Source organism: Bacillus sp. NEAU-Y102, assembly GCF_054788175.1.
This window is the reverse complement of record NZ_JBTWFK010000015.1, coordinates 62,202-84,533: the sequence shown is the minus strand read 5'-3', so window position 1 is coordinate 84,533 and position 22,332 is coordinate 62,202. Positions and strand designations below refer to the sequence as shown.

The window sequence follows — 22,332 nt, the reverse complement described above, 5'->3', positions numbered from 1 at the left end:
AAATATACACACACCTTTGTAACAAGTCCCCTCTATTTTAAACGTATTTTCACTATAAACTGATTGTAGATAATGTAAAAAAGGAGTGAATATTCATTATGTCCGACGTTCTGTTACTGAGTCGTTTTCAATTTGCAATTACTATTTTTTATCACTTTTTATTTGTACCTTTGACAATCGGACTTGTCATTTTAGTAGCATGTATGGAAACTCAATACGCCCGCACATTGAATCCAACATACCGTAAAATGGCAAATTTCTGGGGTAAATTATTTACAATTAACTTCGTAATGGGGATTATAACCGGGATTACGATGGAATTCCAATTTGGAACAAACTGGTCTGAGTACTCCAAATATATGGGAGATATTTTCGGATCACCTCTCGCAATTGAAGCACTTGTTGCCTTCTTCTTAGAATCTACTTTCATGGGAATATGGTTATTCGGTAAAGACAAAATTTCACCAAAGTTCCGTGCCTTCTGTATGTGGATGGTTGCACTTGGAACAAATATTTCCGCACTTTGGATTATTACAGCAAACGGCTTTATGCAAAACCCTGTTGGCTACGTAGTACGTAACGGCCGCGCTGAATTAAATGACTTCTGGGCACTCGTTACAAATCCATATGCTTGGAATATGTTCTTCCATACTGTCATTGGTTGTTATATCGTAGGTGCTTTCTTCGTTATGGCAATTAGTGCCTATCACTTATTACGTAAAAACGAAGTGGAATTCTTCAAAAAATCATTTAAGTTTGGTTTAATGCTAGGTTTATTCGCCGCAACAATTACACCGTTTATGGGACATCAATCTGGTGTATCAGCAGCTAAATATCAACCAGCAAAAGGAGCTGCGATGGAAGCAGTTTGGGAAACTGGAAAAGGACAAGGCTTCTCAATTGTTCAAATTCCTGATGTAAAAAATGAGAAGAACTTTGAATTCCTTACGATTCCAAAACTCGGAAGCTTCTTCTATACAAACTCATTTGATGGCGAAATTGTTGGTTTAAAAGATATTCCGAAAGATGAACGTCCAAATGTTAACCTCGTGTATTATAGCTTCCGCTTAATGGTTGCACTTGGTATGTTCTTTATGGCATTAACTTGGTACGGCTTCTATTTAAACCGAAAAGGAAAACTAGAAAACTCAAAACGTTATTTAAAAATCACAATATGGTCTGTCTTACTTCCTTATATCGCGATTAACGCAGGATGGATTGTCGCTGAAGTAGGTCGTCAACCATGGACAGTATATAAACTAATGCGTACAGCAGAATCTGTATCGCCTATATCAGTTCCACAAATTTGGTTCTCATTAATTAGTTTAATTTTGTTCTACACTTTACTTTTAATTGCAGACGTATACTTAATGCTGAAGTTCGCGAAAAAAGGACCTGCAGCATTAGAAGAACCTGCTACTGAGGGAGGTGTGGCTCATGTCTCATGATATGCTTGCAATCATCTGGTTTGGTTTATGGGGCGTGATTTGGACAGTTTACTTCATTCTTGATGGGTATGCACTTGGTAACGGAATGATTTTCCCTTTCGTTACGAAAGATCGACAAGAACGAAATCAATTACAAGAAGCAATTGGTCCATTCTGGGGCGGTAATGAAGTATGGTTAATTACAGCTGGTGGCGCAACATTTGCTGCCTTCCCAGTCACATATGCAAATATGTTTAGTTATCTCTATACACCGTTATTCTTAGTATTACTTGCACTATTTGCTCGTGCCGCTGGGCTGGAATTCATGCATAAAGATGATTCACCGATTTGGCAAAAAACTTGTAAATGGGCATTTGCAATTGGGAGTTTTTTAATTGCTTTCCTATTCGGTGTTACGTTCGCTAATCTTTATTACGGACTACAAATCGGAAAAAATGGTTATGAAGGAAATTTACTTAGCTTATTAAACCATTACGGTATTTTAGGAGGATTGTTCTTCACTGCTATATTTGTCGTATCCGGTGCCCTTTGGGTCATGATTAAAACGACTGGTGAAGTATCCGACCGTGCTTATAAAATCGCGAGACCGTTTTCAATGGCAGCAGCTATTATTTTAGCTATCTTCTATGTAGCAACTGCTAATCGGACAAACTTGTTCCAAAACTTTACGGAATATCCGGTACTATTCATTCTTCCAGTACTTGCAATGTTAATGAGTGTACTCGCACTTATTATGGTGTACAAACATAAAATTGGCCTTGCATTCACATTCGTTTGCCTAACAATCGCAATGTTTATGACAACTGGCTTTGCAGGTATGTTCCCAGGAATGTTACCATCTCGTATTAACGATGCATACAGTACAACGTTATACAACGCAGCTGGTAGTCAATTAAACTTAAAGATTATGTTCTTCGTTGCAATGGTCATGGTACCAATCGTTATTGGATATCAGCTTTGGAGCTACAGTATCTTTAAAAATAAAATTCATAAAGACTCTGCTAAAGGGTATCACTAAAATAAAAAAAGACACTTCGGTTGAAGTGTCTTTTTTATACGTATGATTTTTAATAAGATGTTATATTTCTAATCTAACAACTATAATACAGAAGAATCATTAACAGCTCACAGCTAGATTGTATCATAGGGCAACTTCATCATTTTATGCAATTTTACATATTGTGCTATAAAGTAAACTGTATCCCCTGATCATTCACATCATTATCCCATACATCAGCTGTACTAATTCCGCTAAACGTTTGTACTTTCATTCCTGTATTTGATGATCCCGATCCATTGTAAGCTTTCGTCTTTTCAATCGGCTGTACGTTATATTTATCACCTACATTAATTGTTCCATTGCAGTTTTCAATAATAACACCTTCCACAACTGCTGGCATTTTGTCACCCACTTTCATTTCTTTACTTTTATTTTATGAAAATCGCCTAGAAAAATAGCATGTTTTAATAAGAAAAAGCACTCAAATTGAGTGCTTTTTCCTTAAGCATAAAGACAAGTTTGGAGACAGTTGACTTCTTCAAAATTTTATTAGGGGTAATATTTTGAAAAAGAAAGCCTTTCATATGTAGGTTAACACCACTGGAATATATAGTAAATTGATAATATTTATACGGAAGATTGCTAATGTTTAGTATAGATAGTTTACACTATGCTAACAGTGAAAACTATCTATACTAATAAAAAAAAGGTGCCTTCAAAGAAGCCACCTTTCAAAAACAGACACTATAAAACAGAATTATTTATTGTTATACGATTGTTAGATACAAAAAGTAGAGGGAAATGTTTGTATTAAATTCTGCTTTATAAAGTCTGTCTACAACTTATATTGTAATCCTCTTCATTTGAAAAAAAATATAATATGCACAATTACATACAAAAAGAAAAAGCACTCTACTGAGTGCCTCTTCAACCATTTTACTTTTAATATATCGCTTTGAATATATTGTAACATATGTATCCATATATTTTATTGAGAAAATTCAAAATCCTTTTTCTTTCATTTTTACTTATATAATCATGTAATATAAAAGGTATGTCAAATTCTTATACAAGTTGAGGTGTACTATATTTATGCTGTATTTTGGAATTATTCCTCTTATATTGTTTATTATTTTTCTTATCTCGTATTTAAAAGATCCGCGGAAAATAATAAACGGCTTTTTATTTAATGCCTTTATCTGTTCATTTCTATTGTTTTGCGCTATAGCCTCATTTGAGTCTGGTAATAACGATTTACATTTTATCGTTATCATCCCCATGTTAGCACTACTTGTAATGATTCCTTTTGCTATAGTCGCTTTAATGTTCGGACTCTTTCTTAATGCAAAAATTTTAATGCAACGTGAAGGAAGACGCTTCACAAACTCTTTAACTTTAATTGCTGCTTTAGGGATTTTATTCTTTATAATGCTCCCTATCATAAATCCAGCAAATTTATTCTCAGAGCATTTTCAATTTATCTTTGCTGCTATCTCTCTTATAACTATGTATTTCTTTGTGCATTTATCTAACTTCTTAAGCGCATATTTTTTATATCAATTCAACAGACCAAGACGTAATCAAGATTTCATCATCGTTCTCGGTAGCGGCTTAATTAATGATAAAGTACCACCTTTACTTGCAAGTCGTATTAATAAAGCTATCGACTTTTATTGGAAACAAGCAGCTGTGAATACACCACCAACAATTATTTTCTCTGGTGGTCAAGGTCCAGATGAAGGCCTTCCAGAAGCGGAAGCGATGCAAAATTATGCTGTTGAAAAAGGAATTCCTCTTGAACATACAGTGCAAGAAAATCGCTCTGTAAACACATATCAAAATATGTTGTTCTCTAAAGAAATTATGGATTCTTTAAAAACAGAAGGTAAGTATAGAAGTATTTTTACAACGAATAATTTCCATCTTTTCCGCGCTGGTATATATGCAAGACAAGCTGGCCTTAATAGCCAAGGAATCGGATCAAAAACTGCATTTTATTACTGGCCTAACGCAATGATTCGTGAATATGTCGCAATTGTTGTTATGGGACGTAAGCGCCATATGAAAATATGTGGAACTATTTTAGGCTTCGCTTTATTCCTAACAGTAATTAGTTTTATTGTTTCTTAATAGCTATCAAATAAAAATTCCTCTGAATGCTTTATGCACAGGGGACTTTTTTATACCTTTTTGTTCATCAAATTTAAATAAATAACGTAACAGCATACAACACATTAATTATTCCAGAAATCACTCCAACAATAGCAAATGTTTTACTCGTACCCGTCACTTTTTTGTTTAAACCCAATATAGAAAATACGATAGCTACACTACCAATAAGCCCCCATAAGTTTATAAACCAAGATATTAATCCAGTGATGAAACCGACTAAAGAAAAAATTTCTATACTACTATTAGAACTGCTATTCGAAAAACTTCCCCCTACCGTTTTATAGCTAAGACTCTCCCCGCACTGCCCGCAAAACTTGTTGCCCTCGTTCGTTTCATTTCCACATTTCGTACAGTATCCCACATAACCCCCTCCCTAAGGTTAGTGCCCCAAATGTATATATCCATACTATTCATTCTACTTTTTCATATTAAAATTATGACCACTCTCTAATCTTCTACAGTTGTATTTAAAATAATAATATGGTCATAATATTCCCTGCATACATCCATTAAAGGAGAATTTTTTCAAATTAAATGTTAAAATAAAATTTAGGTGTGAATTATGTAACAAACAAGAAACTAGTTTGAAACGAGGAAATTATATGGAGAAAATTATCAAAAACAAGCCCAATAAGCTAAAAATTGCTTCGAAAGCTTTGATGATTATTATTGGGGCATTTATCACAGCGTACGGATTAGAAGCAGTATTAATTCCAAATAACGTATCAGACGGTGGTGTGACTGGTTTAAGTATCGTTAGTTCAAGATTATTTGGATTGCCATTAGGAGCTCTAATCGCAGTTATTAACATTCCTTTCGTTTGGTTAGGATATAAGCAAATCGGTAAAAGCTTTGCAATTTATTCTATTATTGGAATCGCTTCATTAGCAATAGGTACCGTTGTCATGCACGGAATACCAGCTATTATCGAAGGCGATACATTATTAGTTACAGTTGTTGGTGGTATTATTATCGGTTTTGGTATGGGACTAGCATTACGTAACGGTGGGGCATTAGATGGAATCGATATGCTAGCTGTATTGCTTTCTCGTAAGTTACCATTTGGAACGAGTGACCTTATTTTATTCTTAAACATGTTCGTATTTATTTTCGTATCAACGGTATTCGGCCTTCAAGGAGCTATCCTTTCGGCAATTGCTTACTTTATCGCTTCGAAAGTGATTCATATCGTTGAAGTTGGTTTAAGTGGTTCAAAAGCATTTAAAATTATCACAAAAGAGCCTGAATTAATGGTAGAAACAATTCGCGATCGTTTAGGCCGAAGTGCAACATATAACGAAGTATACGGTGGTTATTCAAGAGAGAAATTCAAAGAAATTTCTTGTGTAATTAACCGTTTAGAAGAAAGTAAAATGAAAGAACTTATTAATGAAATCGATCCACACGCCTTTATTACAGTTTATGACGTAGCAGAAGTAAAAGGCGGTAATTTCAAGAAACGTGATATTCATTAATCATTATGAAAAAGAGGGTGGGCCAACAATTTGGCACACCCTCTTCTTATTATTAAATTGCTATAGTTGTAAGTTTTTTTCCAGTACGTAGATATATTTTTACTCGCCCCACCGACTCCCACGTTTAATCCACGCTACATACTTTTGAAAAGCCGTCACTTCATGTTGAAAACGCAGCGGGATATACAAAAATAAAGTGCATGTACACAGTATCCATAGAATACCTACTACAAAATGAAATTTCATTGTCGTGCTAATAAACAAGCTGAGGAATAATACAAGGAACATAATTACACTAAATCTTTTATACGTAGTCATACTATCCCCTCCTTATACTTCAATTGTACCAGTTATAAGGAATTAATTCCCATAACAAAAAAAGACCAAAAAGTAATTTACACTTTTCGGTCTCTACACTATCTTCTCTTCGTAATCTTTCCTGAACCACCGACCCTCGTTTTCGGGGGAGATGTATTCCTTGGCGGAGTTTTAATAGATGATTTCGGCTTCACATCTGATCCGCTTGAACCGCCTGGTGTTTTTGTAATTTTACCCTTGCTTCCAGTAGAGGGTGGGGGCGTCGTATTACTTCCTTTTTCAGTAATACTTCCCTTATCACCTACTGATGGTTTCGAATCTACATTATCGCCTCGCTTAATAATAGACCCTTTCCCTTCCTTCGTAATTGGAGGTGGGGTTTTCTTTTCTTCTTTCGTAGGTGGTCTCTCTGGAATGACTGGTTTATGATTTTGTCTGTCGTTATATCCTCGATAATCACCGTATGATGATTTTCGTGAACCAAATATATCGTTTAATATGCTACCCATAATATATCCTTGCAAGAAGGACGGTTGATAATTTTGACGGACAAATTCTTTATTACTTATTTCAATTAACGTATCCGATGGTTTCTCTTTATCCTTTTGCAAGTTATAAATCTTGTCAGAATAAACGAGGAACATTTGATTTTCGTCTTCTTTAGATGCTTGCTTCGGTTCTCTTTCGTTAATGAGTTCCTTCGCTACTTCAGGAACTGACCGATTGGCGGCCCTATACACGTAAGATTCTTGTTTACCTTCCTTTGCGACAGACTCAAGTGGATAACGGTCTTGAATCGACTTTGTCTGCCCGCCTTGACAACCTGATAAGGCATAACCAGCAACAACAAGTAATATAACGATAGCAAGTATAGGGATCACAAACGATTTAATCATGGTAAACAATCGGTTTGACATGATTACGCCCCCTTACGTTGCTCTTATAATTTGTACATCAGCAGGAATGATTGCTTCTCCCTCATACATCATTGTGCGACCATTTTGCCATTCAATACGCAATAATTTTCGATTATCTGATTGGAATTCCCATACGTACTGTTCCTCTGAAGCTGAGAATGGTGTTTTCCCCATCACAACAACACGTCCGTTATATTGTTCTTCCATATGGTACTCAGTATCATCCATTTCAATTGTCGTCGGAATTTCATCAATTGAATCTAAGCGACCATCAATTGGAGTATATAATTTGTAATACGTATTTTCACGATCTTCAATTTTTAAATAACGAATATCTTTTCCATCTTGCAGTGTTAAAACAATTTCTTTACGAGAATGCATACTCGTTTTCCCAGTCAATTCGTACATAACTAATGAAACTTCAATCATATCGCCAGGAGCTAACGTTAAAAGACTCTTTTCCGGCTTCGGTGGCTCTGGGCTTTTCATTATATTTTTAATTCGTTTAAATAAACTCATGATCTACCCCTCCTTTTCTCTTTATAAACAAGCACCTAAAATTAGTGCACCAACAATATGTAATGATCCAGCTAACATCGCATGTGCAACGCTACCTTCTTTCGTACCTTCTTCTAAATCTAAGCCAGACATTTTCTTTAACACAAATTCGATAAACATTTCTACAACTAATAAAATAACGAAAGAAACTGCTGAAGCAAGAAGCGCCTGCCATAAGTCATTTGCTTTCGTGATTGATTGAGATAAAATGTACCCTTGTGCAAATAATTTCATAATAAAACGAGTTGTTACAGCTGTATTTCCATTTTTGATTTCTTTTAAATCATTGTATTTTGTAAAAATTGAATCAACCCACATAATTGCAAATAAAAGTACTGCACTCGCTCCAGTCCATACAAGCATGGCAACTACATTCATCCATGTCATTGCAAAACCTCCTCAAAAATATAATAGAAAACCGACATGAATTTGTTTAGACATGTCGGTTCATTTGTCTTTATTCTATATTATTTCTCATACTGCTTCATAATACGAGCCAATTCATCGTCAACAGCAGAATTTTTGTTTAAGCTTGCGAATTCATCATCTAATGACTTTTCTTTCTTATAAACTTCACCGCTTGCTTCCGCTTCAGCCTCTAATTGAAGAGCTTTCTCTTCCATACGGCTTAAACCAGCTTTTGCTGAATTTGAATCAAATCCAGACATTGCCTGATTAATATTTTTCTGTGCTTTCGCTGCATTTACACGTGCTACAAGTGTTTCACGTTTATTTTTCAGCTCTGTTAATTGCTTGCGCATTTCTTCTAGCTTAAGGCGCAGGTTATCAGCAGCAGCTTTATTTTGCTCGTAGCTTGCTTTATATTCATTCATTTTTTGCTCTGCATTTTGTTTTTCTTCTAATGCACGGCGCGCAAGATCTAAGTTATTAGCTTGAACAGCCATATGAGCTTGCTCTTCACGTTTTTTCACAAGTGCTTCTTGCTCTTCAAATAATATTTTGAATTTCTTCTCAAGTGCGATTTGAGCTGCTACACTTTTCTCAGCTTCTTGTACATCGGCTTGCATATCGCGTAAATATTGATCAGTCATCTTAACTGGATCTTCCGCTTTTTCAATTAATGAATACACATTTGACATTGTTAAATCTCTTAATCGTTTAAATACAGACATCTAAATTCCTCCTATGATAAACCTCATATTTCAAATTCACTACTTGGAAAACTGAAAAATCTCCCTTTACAGTAAAGAATATTCATTTTACAGCCTATTTGTTTATTATAACAAAACTAATATGTCCTTACATGTTATTTCCAAAATACATCCATTATAATATGACATTCTATATACAATATTGTATTTATAATATATTCTCATTATCCCTCTTTGAAATTAACTTACTTTTGTGCGATTTCACTAAATTACATAAGTGTAATGTTACTGTAAGCTAACTCGATAGTTGCATTCTGATATTTCTTATACACTAATACCAGAAGCAACAAACAAGCTTCTTCACATGTAAGCAATAATACAAAAATTGTATTTACTATAAAACATATAAAAGGAGAAATCATCATGAAAAAATTAGTAGGAATCGGATTAGCAGCAGCAATTTCATTTGGTGCATTATCAGGTTGTTCTTTATTAGGAGAGAAAGCGAACGGTTTTGTACTGTACGGCTCAGAAGAACAAGTTCAGCAAATTACAGATAAAAACAAAAAAGAAGTGAAAGAAAAAGACTTCTATAAAATGAAAATGACAACATTAGATGGTAAAAAAGTTCTTGTAATGGATAAGAAAACTGGTGAAGAACTAGTGAAAAAAGAGTTACTTAGCAAAGTTGATGAAAAAGACAACACGAAACCACTTGATAAATTACCAGCTGTAACAACAGAACAAGGTTTATTATTTGCAAAAGAAAAAGTAGAAAATGCTACACTTGATGGGGCAAAATTAAAATATGAAGGCAACACAATTATCGGAAGTGGCCGTGCATATACAGATATGTATGCGATTGTCGATGACGCAACTTACAACAGTGTAAAAGGTGATGAAAAATCTGTAGGTGTATTAAAATTTGATAAAGACCCAAGTAAAGAGTTCCCTGGTTACAAAGGCGTCGAAGCTTCTCAACTTGTAAAAATTAAAAAGTAAAACAAAAAAGCTTTGCAATTCGCAAAGCTTTTTTCTATTTATTATGAGCAATTTGTTCCATATCCGGATTACAAGTTTTCGACTGACATGACTTATTTAAAGAACATGCTGCGCATTTTCCTTTTTTACTTCTCTTTACAAAATTAACTAACGTGTATGCTGCATAACCAAAAATGATAGCTCCAATTATAATATTGACCATCATTATACATCTCCTTTTAGAATCCTAGTAAAGATCCAACTTGGTATATAATAAGCGTTAATACATAAGCAACAACGAGTGGATAAACGACTGAGAAAATCGTCCATTTCGCTGATCCTGTTTCACGTTTAATAACAGCCACCGTCGCTAAACATGGAACATATAATAAAATAAAGAACATAAATGCATAAGCTGATAATGCTGTATAATGTGCTCCCATTACGTTTCCAAGCACATCTTCTTTAACTGCATAAATAATTGCCATTGTAGAAACGACAACTTCTTTTGCTAAAAATCCTGTTAAAAGGGATGCTGCAGCTTGCCACGTTCCGAAGCCGAGCGGTGCAAATAGCGGTGCGATAAACCCACCAATCATCGCTAAGTAACTGTCTCCCATATCAACACCAAATCCTGATGGACCTGCATAGTTTAATAACCAAATGACAACAGAACCACCAAAGATGAATGTACCTGCTTTACGAACAAATCCTTTCCCTTTCTCCCACGTGCTTAGCCATAACGTTTTCGCTTGTGGCACGCGGTAAGGAGGTAGTTCAATTACGAAAATAGACTTTTCCGCTTTTAAAATTGTAAGAGACATAATTTTTGTAACTAGTAATGCAAGAACAATACCTGCAACATATAAAGAAAATACAACAGTTGCCTGACTATGAGGGAAGAATACGCCCGCAAATAATGCGTATACAGGCAAACGTGCCGAACAAGACATAAATGGTGTTACAAGAACTGTAAGTAAACGTTCTTTTTCTTGTTCAATCGTTCTCGCTGCCATAATACCTGGAACGTTACATCCAAAACCGATAATCATCGGAATAAACGCTTTTCCGTTTAAACCGAAGAACTCCATAATTCGATCCATAACAACTGCAATTCGCGCCATATATCCTGAGTCTTCTAATAATGAAATGAAAAAGAATAGTGCAAAGATTTGTGGTACGAATACTAATACAGCACCAACACCGGCAATAATACCTTCTGTAACGAGCGCTTGAATAAAATGAGAAGCTCCAATACTTGTAAGTCCAACCGTCACCCAATCCGTAAGCTGGCCACCAAAAAACTCATCTAACATATCCGATAAAGGTGTCCCAATCCACGTAAACGTAACCTGAAAAATAAAAAACATAACTGCTAAAAAGATTGGAAGTCCTAAAATTTTATGCGTAATTAGTCTATCAATTTTTTCCGAAAAAGGAATTTCCCCTTCTTTCTCATGCTTCATAACATTTGTTTTTAACTTTTCAATATACGCTTCACGAGTTTTGTAAATGTGCTCTTCCAACGTACAATCAAGTTTTCCCTCTAGGCGAGATCGAATGGCTACAAGTTCCTTATAAATTGGTAATGCTTTTATTTCTTTTTCTACTACTTCGTTATTGCTTAAAAATTGAAGTGCTAACCATCTCGGATGCTCGTAATTTGCTTTCTCTAAAAGAGAAATTACCTCTTCAATTCCTTCATCCATTTGTACACCATATGAAATAATGAATGGTTTTTTCTCGTTTTTGTCATTTTCTTTAAGGGTCGCAAGTAGTTCTTCACAACCTTTTCCACTTCTTGCAACGACAGGAACGACTGTTACGCCTAATAATTCGGATAAACGTTTTACATCGATCACAATTCCTCTTTGCTTCGCCACATCAACCATATTTAGACCAATTGAAACTGGCTTGCCAAGTTCGAGCAACTGCAACGTTAAATGCATATTTCGTTCAAACTGCGAAGAATCCACAATATTTAACATATGCTGAAATTCTTCTGTTAATAGAAAGTTTGTTACAACACCTTCATCACGTGAAACTGGATTTAAATCATAAACACCTGGTAAATCAATTAATGTTCCTTGTCTATCTTTTAATTTACCAACCTTTTTTTCTACTGTTACACCGCTCCAGTTTCCTACGTATTCATAAGAACCAGTAAGTGCATTAAATAATGATGTCTTTCCTGTATTTGGATTCCCTAGCAAAGCAACCTTATTCACGCTAATTCCACCTTTATCATTTTCGCGTCACAATGACGAATACTAATTAACTGTCCACGACACTCCAATGTACAAGGACCTTTGAACATCGCCTTTTGCTTCATACGAAGTTCGCTTCCTTCAGAAAGACCGAAAGCAGCCAATCTTCTCTTTAGTAAATAATCTAAAGACTGAACACTTTTCACTAGCACTTTCTCACCGATTTTAATATCTACTAAGCTCATAACCTTCCCCCTCCGAAGAGAATGATAATTATTTTCAGAAGAATTATAGCACACTCTATTTCTCTTGTACTATACCCTTTTGCTTCATATTTATTAACATTTCGCTACAATTCTATTTCAATAATTGTCATAACAGATTCGTTTGCCATTCTCATCCATTTCGCTTACAATAAACAATAAACAATAACAAATAAAGAATCTCGTTATCACTGGGGGAGCCATGCCGCTGAGAGGGAACACTTCGTTCCGACCCTTCGAACCTGTTAGTTAATGCTAACGCAGGGATTGTGCAAACGTCCGAAATACATACCTCTTTTCATTTACGTATTTCGTATCCTCCTATGATATCTATTCTTTTTTGTACAACTTGGATTTAGGGGGAGACAACATGCGTAACACCAATTTACAAGCGATGATTGAATCTGCTATTCTTGCAGCCTTCGCCATGGTCATCGACATTTTACCACTTTCAATAAAAATATCAGCTACAGGCGGTTCTATATCTTTTGCAATGATTCCTATTTTTATTATCGCTTATCGCTGGGGTTTCAAAATGGCTTTCTTAGGAGGCTTAATTTGGGGATTATTACAAATTGTCGTAGGCGATGCCATTATCGTAACACCAATTCAAGTATTAATTGAATACTTCATTGCTTTCGCATTCATTGGGTTTGCTGGTTTATTCTATCGTCCAATTCAAAAGGCGCTTTTAACATCCAATGAAAATAACGAAGAACAATCAAACTTAGGTAGCCGTAAAGACAAACCTTCATCAAAACCAAACCAAGGGAAGAAAGTAATTGGATATATTATCGTCGCTACTTTTATCGGTAGTCTAGCTCGTTACTTCTGTCACTTTATCGCTGGTATCATTTTCTGGGGACAATATGCACCAAAAGGACAATCAGCAGCTCTATATTCTTTAATATTTAACGGTAGTACAATGATTGGTTCCTATATTCTATGTACCGTTTTACTTATATTTTTATTTATCACTTCACCACGTTTATTCAAAAGCATCAGTGCTTATCAAATGAATACACAAAAAAAGGGCGCTTAATGAGCGCTCTTTTTTCATATCGTAATATCAATTAAAAATACAATAAATGCACAAAAGAAAATAAATACCATTATACTTAGCCAATTGCTATGCACGGTTCATCGACTCCTTACATAACCTCGTTTTCTAACCAGATTATATCGTTTAAAAATAAAGATTAGGTAAAGATAGTATGAAAATAAATTAAAAAAAGCGTAGCATGCATTATCTACGCTTTTTTCGGTAAGTAAAAGTAAAATAATACACCATCTCCTGTATTCTTTACTCCATATTCAGCATCGTGTAATTCTAAAATATTTTTAGAAATAGCAAGCCCAAGTCCCGTCCCACCTTGTGAACGCTGCCGAGCTGCATCCACGCGATAAAAGCGATCCCAAATTTTATCTAATTGTTCTTCTTCAATGTGAGTACCTTTATTTTCAATGCACACTTTTATACGATCTTTATCATCTATTGTCGAAATAATAATATCCTCTTTATTTGGTGTATAACGTATTGCATTCGTAATGAAGTTCACAATGACTTGTTCAATTCGGCCTTGATTTGCAATCACTTCAAATGAACGTATATTTTTATGAACATGAAGTTCTTTTTTCTCTATTTCCACAGATAGATGTTCACATATATCTTCAATTACTGTATCAATATAAAACGAAGACTTTTTCATTTTATATGTACCAGATTCAAATTTAGCTAACTCAAGCATATCCAAAATTAAAGTATCCATTTTGTCTACTTCTCTCTCCATCGCCTGAAAATAATACTCTTTTTTATGCTCAGCTACCCCGTCTTTTAAAATGGAAATACAACTTTTCATAATACTCAGCGGTGTTTTCAATTCATGCGAAACACCAGAAATGAATTCTTTCCGTGTATTTTCTAACTTTCTTTCCTTTTCAATATCTTGTTCAAGCTGTCCGATATGAGAATTTAATTTGTTAGAAAGTATATTAATATTTTTCGATAAATCACCAATTTCATCTTTTGAAGTAATCGGTATTTTTTCTGTAAAATCTAAATGCGCTATTTTCTTCGTCGTATCATTTATTTTTAATAACGGTTTGGCAATTTGCTTTGAATAATAAAACGAAGCTAAAAAAATAAGAACGACTACAAATGCAATGATGTATATGTAATAATCTTGCACCATTTGTACAGCTTCATCTACAGGCTGTAAAGAAGCCATTGCATATATATATGCTACTGATCCGTCTTTTTCTTTTATTGGCTTAATTAATAATTTATATTTTATATCATTCTTTTCATAATCTATTGTTTGTGTTGTATATCGTATTTTATTGCTTTCTTTTAATAATAAATCGGTTTGAAAACCCTTAATATTATCTAAAAATATGCTATTTTTATAAATTGGATTCACAGGACCGTTTACATCTGGTAACTGTACTTTTGTAACACGTCCTCCTATGTAAACGCCTAATTCCTGAGCAGCTTCTTCCTGTACGGCTGGTTTCTTTTCCTTAGCAAGTTGCTCCCCAGCCGCTCTCTTTTTCTCCTCATCTAATTTTATTTTCTCCTGAAATGCTTTTTCTAACGGTTTATTAGATCCACTTAAATTCTGCTTAGATAAAGAAAAAGAGAATGGAATAAAACTATCTTCTTTTCTCACTCCAGAAAAATAAATCTCTTGTCCTAAAAACTGCTCTAATGATTTATTATCAATCTCCTCTATATTGACGAGATTGTATAAGGGTATCTTGAATAGTTGTTGTCCAAAGCTCTTTTGTTGCCTACGATCTATCGTTACCTCAAAATAAAAATCATCCACATGTTTTAAATTCCCATTCTGATCTAGTGTCGTAATCCACGTATTATTTTCCCTAAAAAAGTCTTGCTCAAGTTTCTGAATTCCTTCTGCATTTCCTGTGTAGTTTAGATAATTCTTCTCAAAGGAATTTAAATTCACTTTAATATCTTCCACTTTTCGATTCGCATAATATTGTTTAAAAAATATCGTTTGTCCAATAAATATCGTCGCTAAAATCAACATACATAATGCTGTTGTAAGAGTAAATAATTTTAGTACAATTCCTTTCTTCATACATTTCCCTCAAATTTATAACCTGTTCGTACTACAGTTGTAATGTACTTTGCCTTCTCTCCTAATTTATTTCTTAAATTACGAATATGACTATTAACCGTTCGATCATCACCAGCAAATTCATATCCCCAAATTCTTGAAATTAATTGTTCCCTTGTTAGTACAATTCCTTGGTTTTTCATGAAATACACTAATATTTCAAACTCCGTATGCGTTAAACTAACATCTGCCTCATCAACAGTAACAGTACGTGACGGAAAATGAACTTGGATGCCATGAATCGATAACGTATCATCTTCATTCTCTAAAGGTTTCTTCGATGCCTTTCTACTTTCTAATAATCGTTTCGCTCTTGCTAATAGAATGGGTGGACTATACGGCTTCGTCACATAGTCATCTGCCCCAAGTTCAAAACCAAGTAACGTATCATCTTCATCTACGCGCGCCGTCAGCATAATAATAGGCACCTCGGACGTCTTCCTAATTCTTCGGCAAACAGACCATCCATCGAGTTCTGGCAACATAATATCTAAAATAACTAAATCAACTTCTTCTTCTTCAAATACAACTAAAGCCTCTTTCCCGTCCCTCGCTTCAAACACTACATATTGTTCACTTAAAAAATAATCTTTTAATATTTCACGTAATATATCTTCATCTTCAACAATTAAAATGTTTTTTGACATAACTTATATATCCCCCTCCTGCTTTCAGAAACTATAATTTCATTTTGAATAACTGCCAGTTAACTTCGCCTCGATAATATATCTATCTGGTGCATCCCCTATATAATCAAATGGATAACAAGTTGTCAGTGTTAATATCGGTTCTTCTTTTTTTATAATAACAGTACGATCATCCGCATGAGTAATCCATGTCTTTTGAATTTCATATGTGTACGTTTTATTATCATACTCTAAAACAAGGGTATCCTTTTCTTTCAACTCTCCTAAATCTGTAAATACAGTATCTCGATGTCCACTCAGTACAGTATGTCCCCCTCCAGATGGAGTTGTCGTTAAATCACTAACAAACATACCAACTCCTTTTTTCAGAGTCGTATCATCCGCTCCCCAATATATAGAAAACTTCTTCTTTATTTTCGGTATGTTTAACATCGCTACCTTTTCTCCTTCTTTATGTTCTGTTTGAGAAGAAGGCACTTGAGTGGTTACAGGTGTTTCATGAGAAAGTTGAGTATCTTGTATATTTTTAAGGCTCTTTATTTCTTCTGCTGTTAATTGCCCGGCAGAGCTCTTTCCTTTATACCATTCCACAGCGTAATAGGATCCCATGAATAGCCCTATAGCCATCAATATGATACCGATATAATTGAGTAACTTCATGTTTCATCCCTCCATGCCAAAAATGGTAGGAGTAACCTACCATTTTTAATATATGAAATTATCCCATTCTTTATAGGACAATATTTTATTTACACTTTAAACTTACTGCGACGATTCAAACCAAATAATGTACCTAGTGCTACAAGGGCTGCACTTAATCCCATCATTACCACGTTATTTGATGCCGTGTTTGGCAATTTTTCACCTTGTACAACTGGCTTGGCTACTTCTTTTTTAGCTACTTCATTCTTTTGCCCAGCTTCTATAGCTGCTTCTTTTTTGGCCATATCGTTTTTTAACTGTTCTTGCGCTATTCTCTTTTTCTCTTCTTCACTTTTTTTCTCAGCTTTTATTGCTTCCTCTTCTTTAGCCATATCATTTTTTTCTTGTACTTGTGCCGCTTCCTTTTTCTCTATTTCACTTTTTTGCTGTTCCTTAATTGCTTCTTCTTTTTTAGCTTTATCTTGCTGCATTTGCGCTGCTTCTTCCTTTGTCAATGTTCCTGTTGAAGCACTCGCTACTGAAGAATATCCTACTGTTAAAAGTGCCATTGCACAAATTGGTAATAGTCTCTTTTTCATCTTCATTCTCTCCTTATATTTTATTCACATCAACTCGCATCGGATGTATTACTAGAATAAGCAAGAGATATAAATATAAGATGCAGATGAAATATAATTCATTTAAAGATTTCATTGTAGAAAAAGAAAAAAACATCGCAATATATACGATGTTTTTTTCGGGTGTGTGTCTCAATATTTACATGTTACTTTCGCGCGATTTGGAAGTAGAACGGGCCGGAGCGATAACTAATTGTCTCGGCTCAGTTTTCTTGAAGTGATTTTTGACGTTACACTTACGACGTTGAACAACCCACGCTTTAATAGGGTTTGTCAAAATAATCTTTTGCTCTTCGTTAGGGGCCTCTTCTTCAAACCTACAACTTTCGCTCCATTTATTCCATTTCATTGTAAATTTAGAAGAAGAATGATCATCTTCACGATCAAACAAGTGCAAAAAATCCATTTTTCCATCTAGCATTACGGTATTACTAGTCGCTAAAAAAGAAAAGGTCGTCCAACGTTTCTCCATGCCCTCCTACTCCTTTTTCACATATAGAGTGCCTAAAACTTAATTTACCTAAAATATGCTTGCCTTTTACCTTACACCCATAGTTTATCCAAAATGCTATTATGCAACTATCGATTTGCCTTACAACTACCTTACATTTTTGTAAGAAACAAAAAACCTTCACTCTATATAATGAAGGTTTCTTACTTTTTATCTATATGATTTCTCATATCATCAAGTCCAGCTTCTTTTAGCTGCGACATCATACCGTGCGAAATTGCTCCTAACACTAAAGTCATTCCAATTAATGAAATACGAATCGCAGGTACATCAATTACGTAAGCCAACAGGCCAAGAACAATTGTTAAAAGTAATGCTTTTATAAATGTTACACTTGTGTACTGTTTCTTCTTCATCATATTCACCCTTTTTGGAAGCGTTTTCTTAATGTACTTAGTATATCATATCATCAGATGATTTTGTCTTTATCTTTGTAAAAAATTACTATCTCCTTTGACTTTTTCTATTCTATCCTTTACAGTCGAAATGTTCGCAAGTTTTACACTGTAGGAGGATTACAATGAATATTGAAATAAAAGACACTTTAATTTCTGAAGAACAATTACAAGCAAAAGTGAAAGAATTAGCACTTCAAATCGAACGTGACTTTGAAGGAGAAGAAATCGTAGTTATCGCAGTATTAAAAGGTTCATTCGTATTTGCTGCTGATTTAATTCGTCACATCAAAAATGATGTAACAATTGACTTTATTTCTGCATCTAGCTACGGAAATCAAACAGAAACAACAGGAAAAGTGAAACTACTAAAAGATATTGACGTAAACATTACTGAAAAAAACGTAATTGTTGTAGAAGATATTATCGATTCTGGTTTAACACTTCATTTCCTAAAAGACCACTTCTTTATGCATAAACCAAAGGCACTCAAGTTCTGTACATTACTTGATAAGCCAGAACGCCGTAAAGTAGACTTAACAGCTGAATATGTTGGCTTCCAAATTCCAGACGAATTCATCGTTGGATACGGTATCGACTGTGCGGAAAAATATCGTAACTTACCATTTATTGCTTCAGTTGTAACGGAATAATATAATAAAATAAGCTTCCATCAATTACTGATGGAAGTTTATTTTCTATCACGATTCGTAAAAGACAAAGGGAGAGAATAAAAATGACAAAGACAAAATTTGAAAAAGTACTCCTCATCGTAAATCCGAAAGCTGGTCAAGGTGACTTACATACAAATTTAACAAAAATCGTACCACCTCTTGCCGCAGCTTTTCCTGATCTACATATCCTTCATACGAAAAAACAAGGTGATGCAACAAAATATTGCCAAGAGTTTGCTAGTAAAGTAGATTTAATTATCGTCTTTGGTGGTGATGGAACAGTATTTGAATGCACAAATGGCTTAGCACCTCTCGAAACTAGACCTACACTTGCAATTATTCCAGGTGGAACTTGCAATGACTTCTCTCGCACACTTGGTGTTCCGCAAAACATTGCAGAAGCGGCAAAACTTATTACAAAAGAACATATAAAACCAGTTGACGTTGCAAAAGCAAATGGACAACATTTCTTAAACTTCTGGGGGATTGGTCTCGTATCTGAAGTATCAAACAATATCGATGCAGAAGAAAAAGCAAAGCTTGGTAAAATCGGTTACTATTTAAGTACAATTCGAACTGTAAAAAATGCTGAAACATTCCCGGTAAAAATTACTTATGACGGACAAGTATATGAAGACGAAGCTGTCCTTGTCATGGTTGGAAATGGTGAATATCTTGGTGGTATTCCATCCTTTATTCCGAACGTAAAATGTGATGACGGAACACTTGATATTTTCGTAGTCAAATCAACAGGGATTCAAGCATTTAAAGATTACATCGGAAAGAAATTATTTGAAGACTCAAATGAAAATGACATCTTCCACGTAAAAGCGAAATCCATTCATATCGAAACAGAGGAAGAAAAAGAAGTAGATACAGATGGAGAAAGTTCGCTTCATACACCTTGTCACATTGAATTATTACCAGGACACTTTACGATGATTTATAATCCTGCGGTTGTGTAAAGAAAAAAACGAGTGCTAGCACTCGTTTTTTCTCTTCTAATCTAGTTATGTCGTTGAATAATTTCCTCTATTTCTTTAACTCTGTCTAAAGTAATTCCATTTCTTTGTTCGATCGCTAAAGGATGGTCGGTTGGCTCTAATTCAACATACGGTGCCATTCCAACTTCTCTTATATGTACATTTGTTTTTAAATTTAATGTTTCTGGATAAACTGGTATTTCTACAGATAACCACCCAAAATAAGGATCACTATTTTCTCGGCCTCTCTCATCCCACTTTTCTAATACTTCATCATAACTTTCTTTACTAAGCGATACCCACACAGTCCATATGAAATTTTCGTGGTAATCAATGATAGGAATCTCTAAACAACCTCTAATAAAGTAATGTTCATCGTCCATTACGCAAAGTTCTGATGTTAAATGGAAGCGTCCCTCTCTTTCATGGGGCGCTACCTCGTAATAATAATATGGTGCTTCACTTCCGTAGCATAAAGGAAGTGTAAAATGACTCATTTGTACTTTTTCTCCAGATTTTCTTCTTCTTTTCATTTATTATTCTTTCTCCTATCTTTTTCAGTCACAACCAAACTCCACCCAATTTTCCCAGTTCGTATTAGCATCCTTATTTACAATTTCACTAGAGTATACCATAAACATACTTACCTTTCATTTTCTAATAATATTACTAAAAAATAGTAGAATGACTAGTTTGCATACTCTAGTTCTTTTTATGTACAATGAAGGAAAGAAGCACCTTCATATAAGGGAGAGGACAAACTTTGTTCAACCAACAGTTAGTTAATTTACGCATTGATTTTGCATTTAAACAATTGTTTGGTACGAATGGTAGTGAAGATATTCTAATTGCATTTTTAAACGCTATGTTACAAGATTCTTTAGAGTCGCCCATTGCTTCTCTACAACTAGAAGATCCACATTTACACAGGGAATATGAAGAGGATAAGTTATCTATTTTAGACATTTCAGCGACATTAAACACAGGAACAAAAGTCAATGTAGAAATACAACTCAATAATAATCACGATATGGTTAAACGCAGTTTATATTATTGGGGAAGACTATACACATCTCAACTACAAAAAGGGATGCCCTACAGTGCACTTCACAAAACCATCACCATAAACTTACTAAACTTCGTAATGTTTTCGGAACACCCAGCCTTCCATACAACGAGCATATTATGGAATACACAACAAAAAAAACTCCTAAGTGACGACATAGAAATCCACACTATAGAAATTCCAAAGTTAACTGAACAATGGTATGAAGAAAAAGTAAATCCGTGGAAAGATCCATTTGTTCGTTGACTTTTATTGCTTTCAGCAAATGAGGATGAGCACTTAACTAAACTATTGGAGGATATTGCTATGAACCAAGACCCTATTTTACAAAAAGCGATAAATAAATGGGAACGTATGAGTCAAGATTCTTCTTTCCGACAAGCCTATGACGCAAGGGAGAAAGTTTTAATGGATGAAGCAGCAAAATTCGCCCACGCAGAGACAGAAGGAATAAAAAGAGGGATGGAACAAGGGATAAAAAAAGGGCTTGAAAAAGGCATTGAAAAAGGCATTGAAAAAGGCATTCAACAGGGCATTCAACAGGGCATTGAAAAAGGTCGAAAAGAAGGAGTCCAACAGGGAAAAATTCAAATGATTAAAAATATGTATGATCTTGGTATACCACTTGAAACGATTGCTAAGGCAAGTAAATTAAGTTTGCATGAGATTGAGCATATTTTAGGACATAAATAGTCATAAAAAAGAGCTTGAATAGTTTCAAGCTCTTTTTTTATCAACTCTCCTCAATACCATCCAATTGAGTCTTATAACATTCATCACACTCTGGCCTCGTAGGAAGAATCCCTCTTTCATCAGGTAATAAAACCCTCAAAACTTCTCGATCCATCTCTACGAAATACTTCATAATAATGGGATATCCTTCAATAATATTCATATACTCAATCCCTTGTTCAAACTTTTTTCCGCTCTTTATTTCTTCTATTTTCAGCATAAAAAATCCGAAACCATACAAAATGATTTCGGATTTCCTATAGTTAAAATATTAAATTACATTTCGAACAAAAAGGAGCAGAATTTCCTCTTCAAATTTTCGCATTACGTTTTGGACAATATACATCTCTCTCTTCTATCTTTTCTCGTTCTATCATATGTAAGGATACTATTCTCATACTGCACATAACCCCAATTAATATAAGGCTAACAACGAGTAGCATATCTCTCACT

The 22,332-nt window shown here is 34.6% G+C and carries 26 protein-coding genes, 1 pseudogene and 1 riboswitch; of the genes and pseudogenes, 9 read left to right on the top strand and 18 right to left on the bottom strand.

Annotated elements, in window-relative coordinates:
* Positions 1-98: 98 nt before the first annotated feature.
* The gene (gene cydA, locus ACYFX0_RS28150) at positions 99-1,448 is read left to right on the top strand and encodes a cytochrome ubiquinol oxidase subunit I (RefSeq protein WP_001286166.1); all 1,350 of its coding nucleotides are present in this window, start codon (positions 99-101) and stop codon (positions 1,446-1,448) included.
* Positions 1,438-2,466, top strand: coding sequence for a cytochrome d ubiquinol oxidase subunit II (cydB, locus tag ACYFX0_RS28145; RefSeq protein WP_106082380.1), 1,029 nt, complete (start codon positions 1,438-1,440; stop codon positions 2,464-2,466). Before cydA ends, cydB begins: the two co-directional genes overlap by 11 nt.
* 166 nt (positions 2,467-2,632) lie before the next feature.
* Here the strand turns inward: cydB and ACYFX0_RS28140 are convergent, their stop codons facing one another.
* Entirely contained in the window at positions 2,633-2,866 is a 234-nt protein-coding gene (locus ACYFX0_RS28140) for a spore germination protein (RefSeq protein WP_002005871.1), read from the bottom strand.
* Positions 2,867-3,543: 677 nt separating this feature from the next.
* Between ACYFX0_RS28140 and ACYFX0_RS28135 the strand changes: the two genes are divergently transcribed.
* Entirely contained in the window at positions 3,544-4,578 is a 1,035-nt protein-coding gene (locus ACYFX0_RS28135) for a YdcF family protein (RefSeq protein ID WP_057187512.1), read from the top strand.
* A 73-nt stretch (positions 4,579-4,651) separates the two neighbouring features.
* Here the strand turns inward: ACYFX0_RS28135 and ACYFX0_RS28130 are convergent, their stop codons facing one another.
* On the bottom strand, positions 4,652-4,981 hold the full coding sequence (locus ACYFX0_RS28130) for a zinc ribbon domain-containing protein (RefSeq protein WP_016077177.1): 330 nt from the start codon (positions 4,979-4,981) through the stop codon (positions 4,652-4,654).
* A gap of 241 nt (positions 4,982-5,222) precedes the next feature.
* Here ACYFX0_RS28130 and ACYFX0_RS28125 point away from each other — a divergent pair, with 241 nt between their 5' ends.
* Positions 5,223-6,095 (top strand): YitT family protein, encoded by an 873-nt coding sequence (locus ACYFX0_RS28125; protein ID WP_000411240.1) that lies wholly within the window; start codon positions 5,223-5,225, stop codon positions 6,093-6,095.
* 99 nt (positions 6,096-6,194) lie between these two features.
* Here the strand turns inward: ACYFX0_RS28125 and ACYFX0_RS28120 are convergent, their stop codons facing one another.
* The 5 genes from ACYFX0_RS28120 to ACYFX0_RS28100 all read right to left on the bottom strand — a co-directional run bounded on the left by ACYFX0_RS28120 (position 6,195) and on the right by ACYFX0_RS28100 (position 9,021).
* Positions 6,195-6,413 carry a hypothetical protein gene (locus tag ACYFX0_RS28120; protein WP_000214757.1) on the bottom strand — a complete coding sequence of 73 codons (219 nt, stop codon included), beginning with the start codon at positions 6,411-6,413 and terminating at the stop codon, positions 6,195-6,197.
* A gap of 98 nt (positions 6,414-6,511) precedes the next feature.
* The gene (locus ACYFX0_RS28115) at positions 6,512-7,330 is read right to left on the bottom strand and encodes a DUF4247 domain-containing protein (protein WP_000071190.1); all 819 of its coding nucleotides are present in this window, start codon (positions 7,328-7,330) and stop codon (positions 6,512-6,514) included.
* Positions 7,331-7,342: 12 nt separating this feature from the next.
* Positions 7,343-7,849: a DUF4178 domain-containing protein gene (locus ACYFX0_RS28110; RefSeq protein ID WP_000051750.1), complete on the bottom strand. Its 507-nt coding sequence runs from the start codon at positions 7,847-7,849 to the stop codon at positions 7,343-7,345.
* A 21-nt stretch (positions 7,850-7,870) separates the two neighbouring features.
* Positions 7,871-8,275 carry a DUF350 domain-containing protein gene (locus tag ACYFX0_RS28105; RefSeq protein ID WP_000220087.1) on the bottom strand — a complete coding sequence of 135 codons (405 nt, stop codon included), beginning with the start codon at positions 8,273-8,275 and terminating at the stop codon, positions 7,871-7,873.
* Positions 8,276-8,355: 80 nt separating this feature from the next.
* Positions 8,356-9,021, bottom strand: a complete 666-nt coding sequence (locus tag ACYFX0_RS28100; RefSeq protein WP_000110281.1) for a PspA/IM30 family protein — start codon at positions 9,019-9,021, stop codon at positions 8,356-8,358.
* Positions 9,022-9,423: 402 nt separating this feature from the next.
* On the opposite strand from ACYFX0_RS28100, the gene ACYFX0_RS28095 reads away from it, so the two are divergent.
* Positions 9,424-10,002 (top strand): lipoprotein BA_5634 family protein, encoded by a 579-nt coding sequence (locus tag ACYFX0_RS28095; RefSeq protein ID WP_000737467.1) that lies wholly within the window; start codon positions 9,424-9,426, stop codon positions 10,000-10,002.
* Between the two features lie 34 nt (positions 10,003-10,036).
* Here ACYFX0_RS28095 and ACYFX0_RS28090 read toward each other — a convergent pair whose 3' ends face one another.
* From ACYFX0_RS28090 to ACYFX0_RS28080, 3 genes are read right to left on the bottom strand one after another with little or no spacing between them, the layout of a single operon-like run.
* Positions 10,037-10,207: a FeoB-associated Cys-rich membrane protein gene (locus ACYFX0_RS28090; protein ID WP_000989591.1), complete on the bottom strand. Its 171-nt coding sequence runs from the start codon at positions 10,205-10,207 to the stop codon at positions 10,037-10,039.
* 13 nt (positions 10,208-10,220) lie between these two features.
* Positions 10,221-12,209: a ferrous iron transport protein B gene (gene feoB / locus ACYFX0_RS28085; RefSeq protein ID WP_106082379.1), complete on the bottom strand. Its 1,989-nt coding sequence runs from the start codon at positions 12,207-12,209 to the stop codon at positions 10,221-10,223.
* Positions 12,206-12,433, bottom strand: coding sequence for a FeoA family protein (locus tag ACYFX0_RS28080; RefSeq protein ID WP_000060521.1), 228 nt, complete (start codon positions 12,431-12,433; stop codon positions 12,206-12,208). Before ACYFX0_RS28080 ends, feoB begins: the two co-directional genes overlap by 4 nt.
* Before the next feature lie 201 nt (positions 12,434-12,634).
* Positions 12,635-12,736, top strand: a riboswitch (TPP riboswitch).
* 85 nt (positions 12,737-12,821) lie between these two features.
* Here ACYFX0_RS28080 and thiT point away from each other — a divergent pair.
* Complete coding sequence (gene thiT / locus ACYFX0_RS28075) at positions 12,822-13,493, top strand: energy-coupled thiamine transporter ThiT (protein WP_106082378.1); 672 nt, start codon at positions 12,822-12,824, stop codon at positions 13,491-13,493.
* Positions 13,494-13,701: 208 nt separating this feature from the next.
* Here the strand turns inward: thiT and ACYFX0_RS28070 are convergent, their stop codons facing one another.
* The 6 genes from ACYFX0_RS28070 to ACYFX0_RS28045 form a co-directional block, all read right to left on the bottom strand.
* A complete protein-coding gene (locus ACYFX0_RS28070; RefSeq protein ID WP_000715418.1) occupies positions 13,702-15,552 on the bottom strand; it encodes a sensor histidine kinase in 1,851 nt (616 codons plus the stop codon).
* Complete coding sequence (locus ACYFX0_RS28065) at positions 15,549-16,238, bottom strand: response regulator transcription factor (RefSeq protein WP_000041850.1); 690 nt, start codon at positions 16,236-16,238, stop codon at positions 15,549-15,551. The genes ACYFX0_RS28070 and ACYFX0_RS28065 overlap by 4 nt, the downstream gene beginning before the upstream one ends.
* 39 nt (positions 16,239-16,277) lie before the next feature.
* Positions 16,278-16,898, bottom strand: coding sequence for a class D sortase (locus ACYFX0_RS28060; RefSeq protein ID WP_000771574.1), 621 nt, complete (start codon positions 16,896-16,898; stop codon positions 16,278-16,280).
* An 89-nt stretch (positions 16,899-16,987) separates the two neighbouring features.
* A complete protein-coding gene (locus ACYFX0_RS28055) occupies positions 16,988-17,479 on the bottom strand; it encodes an LPXTG cell wall anchor domain-containing protein (RefSeq protein ID WP_000746712.1) in 492 nt (163 codons plus the stop codon).
* Positions 17,480-17,657: 178 nt separating this feature from the next.
* Positions 17,658-17,990 carry a hypothetical protein gene (locus ACYFX0_RS28050; protein WP_000415613.1) on the bottom strand — a complete coding sequence of 111 codons (333 nt, stop codon included), beginning with the start codon at positions 17,988-17,990 and terminating at the stop codon, positions 17,658-17,660.
* Positions 17,991-18,172: 182 nt separating this feature from the next.
* Positions 18,173-18,388, bottom strand: a complete 216-nt coding sequence (locus ACYFX0_RS28045) for a hypothetical protein (protein ID WP_002081963.1) — start codon at positions 18,386-18,388, stop codon at positions 18,173-18,175.
* 161 nt (positions 18,389-18,549) lie between these two features.
* On the opposite strand from ACYFX0_RS28045, the gene hpt reads away from it, so the two are divergent.
* Together hpt and ACYFX0_RS28035 are read left to right on the top strand one after the other, a co-directional pair.
* The gene (hpt, locus tag ACYFX0_RS28040; protein WP_106082377.1) at positions 18,550-19,077 is read left to right on the top strand and encodes a hypoxanthine phosphoribosyltransferase; all 528 of its coding nucleotides are present in this window, start codon (positions 18,550-18,552) and stop codon (positions 19,075-19,077) included.
* 83 nt (positions 19,078-19,160) lie between these two features.
* Positions 19,161-20,063 carry a diacylglycerol/lipid kinase family protein gene (locus tag ACYFX0_RS28035; RefSeq protein WP_000167900.1) on the top strand — a complete coding sequence of 301 codons (903 nt, stop codon included), beginning with the start codon at positions 19,161-19,163 and terminating at the stop codon, positions 20,061-20,063.
* Positions 20,064-20,104: 41 nt separating this feature from the next.
* On the opposite strand, the gene ACYFX0_RS28030 is transcribed toward ACYFX0_RS28035, so the two are convergent.
* The gene (locus ACYFX0_RS28030) at positions 20,105-20,614 is read right to left on the bottom strand and encodes a DUF2199 domain-containing protein (RefSeq protein WP_000830226.1); all 510 of its coding nucleotides are present in this window, start codon (positions 20,612-20,614) and stop codon (positions 20,105-20,107) included.
* 230 nt (positions 20,615-20,844) lie between these two features.
* On the opposite strand from ACYFX0_RS28030, the pseudogene ACYFX0_RS28025 reads away from it, so the two are divergent.
* Positions 20,845-21,840 (top strand): annotated as a pseudogene (locus tag ACYFX0_RS28025) (Rpn family recombination-promoting nuclease/putative transposase).
* A gap of 40 nt (positions 21,841-21,880) precedes the next feature.
* Here the strand turns inward: ACYFX0_RS28025 and ACYFX0_RS28020 are convergent.
* Positions 21,881-22,099, bottom strand: a complete 219-nt coding sequence (locus ACYFX0_RS28020; protein WP_002081958.1) for a hypothetical protein — start codon at positions 22,097-22,099, stop codon at positions 21,881-21,883.
* Between the last annotated feature and the right edge of the window lie 233 nt (positions 22,100-22,332).

Bases quoted from the DNA above. Each gene is read 5' to 3' on its own strand.
- cydA (WP_001286166.1), top strand. From the start codon at position 99: ATGTCCGACGTTCTGTTACTGAGTCGTTTTCAATTTGCAATTACTATT.
- cydB (WP_106082380.1), top strand. From the start codon at position 1,438: ATGTCTCATGATATGCTTGCAATCATCTGGTTTGGTTTATGGGGCGTG.
- ACYFX0_RS28140 (WP_002005871.1), bottom strand. From the start codon at position 2,866: ATGAAAGTGGGTGACAAAATGCCAGCAGTTGTGGAAGGTGTTATTATT.
- ACYFX0_RS28125 (WP_000411240.1), top strand. From the start codon at position 5,223: ATGGAGAAAATTATCAAAAACAAGCCCAATAAGCTAAAAATTGCTTCG.
- ACYFX0_RS28120 (WP_000214757.1), bottom strand. From the start codon at position 6,413: ATGACTACGTATAAAAGATTTAGTGTAATTATGTTCCTTGTATTATTC.
- ACYFX0_RS28115 (WP_000071190.1), bottom strand. From the start codon at position 7,330: ATGTCAAACCGATTGTTTACCATGATTAAATCGTTTGTGATCCCTATA.
- ACYFX0_RS28110 (WP_000051750.1), bottom strand. From the start codon at position 7,849: ATGAGTTTATTTAAACGAATTAAAAATATAATGAAAAGCCCAGAGCCA.
- ACYFX0_RS28105 (WP_000220087.1), bottom strand. From the start codon at position 8,275: ATGACATGGATGAATGTAGTTGCCATGCTTGTATGGACTGGAGCGAGT.
- ACYFX0_RS28100 (WP_000110281.1), bottom strand. From the start codon at position 9,021: ATGTCTGTATTTAAACGATTAAGAGATTTAACAATGTCAAATGTGTAT.
- ACYFX0_RS28095 (WP_000737467.1), top strand. From the start codon at position 9,424: ATGAAAAAATTAGTAGGAATCGGATTAGCAGCAGCAATTTCATTTGGT.
- ACYFX0_RS28090 (WP_000989591.1), bottom strand. From the start codon at position 10,207: ATGATGGTCAATATTATAATTGGAGCTATCATTTTTGGTTATGCAGCA.
- ACYFX0_RS28080 (WP_000060521.1), bottom strand. From the start codon at position 12,433: ATGAGCTTAGTAGATATTAAAATCGGTGAGAAAGTGCTAGTGAAAAGT.
- thiT (WP_106082378.1), top strand. From the start codon at position 12,822: ATGCGTAACACCAATTTACAAGCGATGATTGAATCTGCTATTCTTGCA.
- ACYFX0_RS28070 (WP_000715418.1), bottom strand. From the start codon at position 15,552: ATGAAGAAAGGAATTGTACTAAAATTATTTACTCTTACAACAGCATTA.
- ACYFX0_RS28065 (WP_000041850.1), bottom strand. From the start codon at position 16,238: ATGTCAAAAAACATTTTAATTGTTGAAGATGAAGATATATTACGTGAA.
- ACYFX0_RS28060 (WP_000771574.1), bottom strand. From the start codon at position 16,898: ATGAAGTTACTCAATTATATCGGTATCATATTGATGGCTATAGGGCTA.
- ACYFX0_RS28055 (WP_000746712.1), bottom strand. From the start codon at position 17,479: ATGAAAAAGAGACTATTACCAATTTGTGCAATGGCACTTTTAACAGTA.
- ACYFX0_RS28050 (WP_000415613.1), bottom strand. From the start codon at position 17,990: ATGGAGAAACGTTGGACGACCTTTTCTTTTTTAGCGACTAGTAATACC.
- ACYFX0_RS28045 (WP_002081963.1), bottom strand. From the start codon at position 18,388: ATGATGAAGAAGAAACAGTACACAAGTGTAACATTTATAAAAGCATTA.
- hpt (WP_106082377.1), top strand. From the start codon at position 18,550: ATGAATATTGAAATAAAAGACACTTTAATTTCTGAAGAACAATTACAA.
- ACYFX0_RS28035 (WP_000167900.1), top strand. From the start codon at position 19,161: ATGACAAAGACAAAATTTGAAAAAGTACTCCTCATCGTAAATCCGAAA.
- ACYFX0_RS28030 (WP_000830226.1), bottom strand. From the start codon at position 20,614: ATGAAAAGAAGAAGAAAATCTGGAGAAAAAGTACAAATGAGTCATTTT.
- ACYFX0_RS28020 (WP_002081958.1), bottom strand. From the start codon at position 22,099: ATGCTGAAAATAGAAGAAATAAAGAGCGGAAAAAAGTTTGAACAAGGG.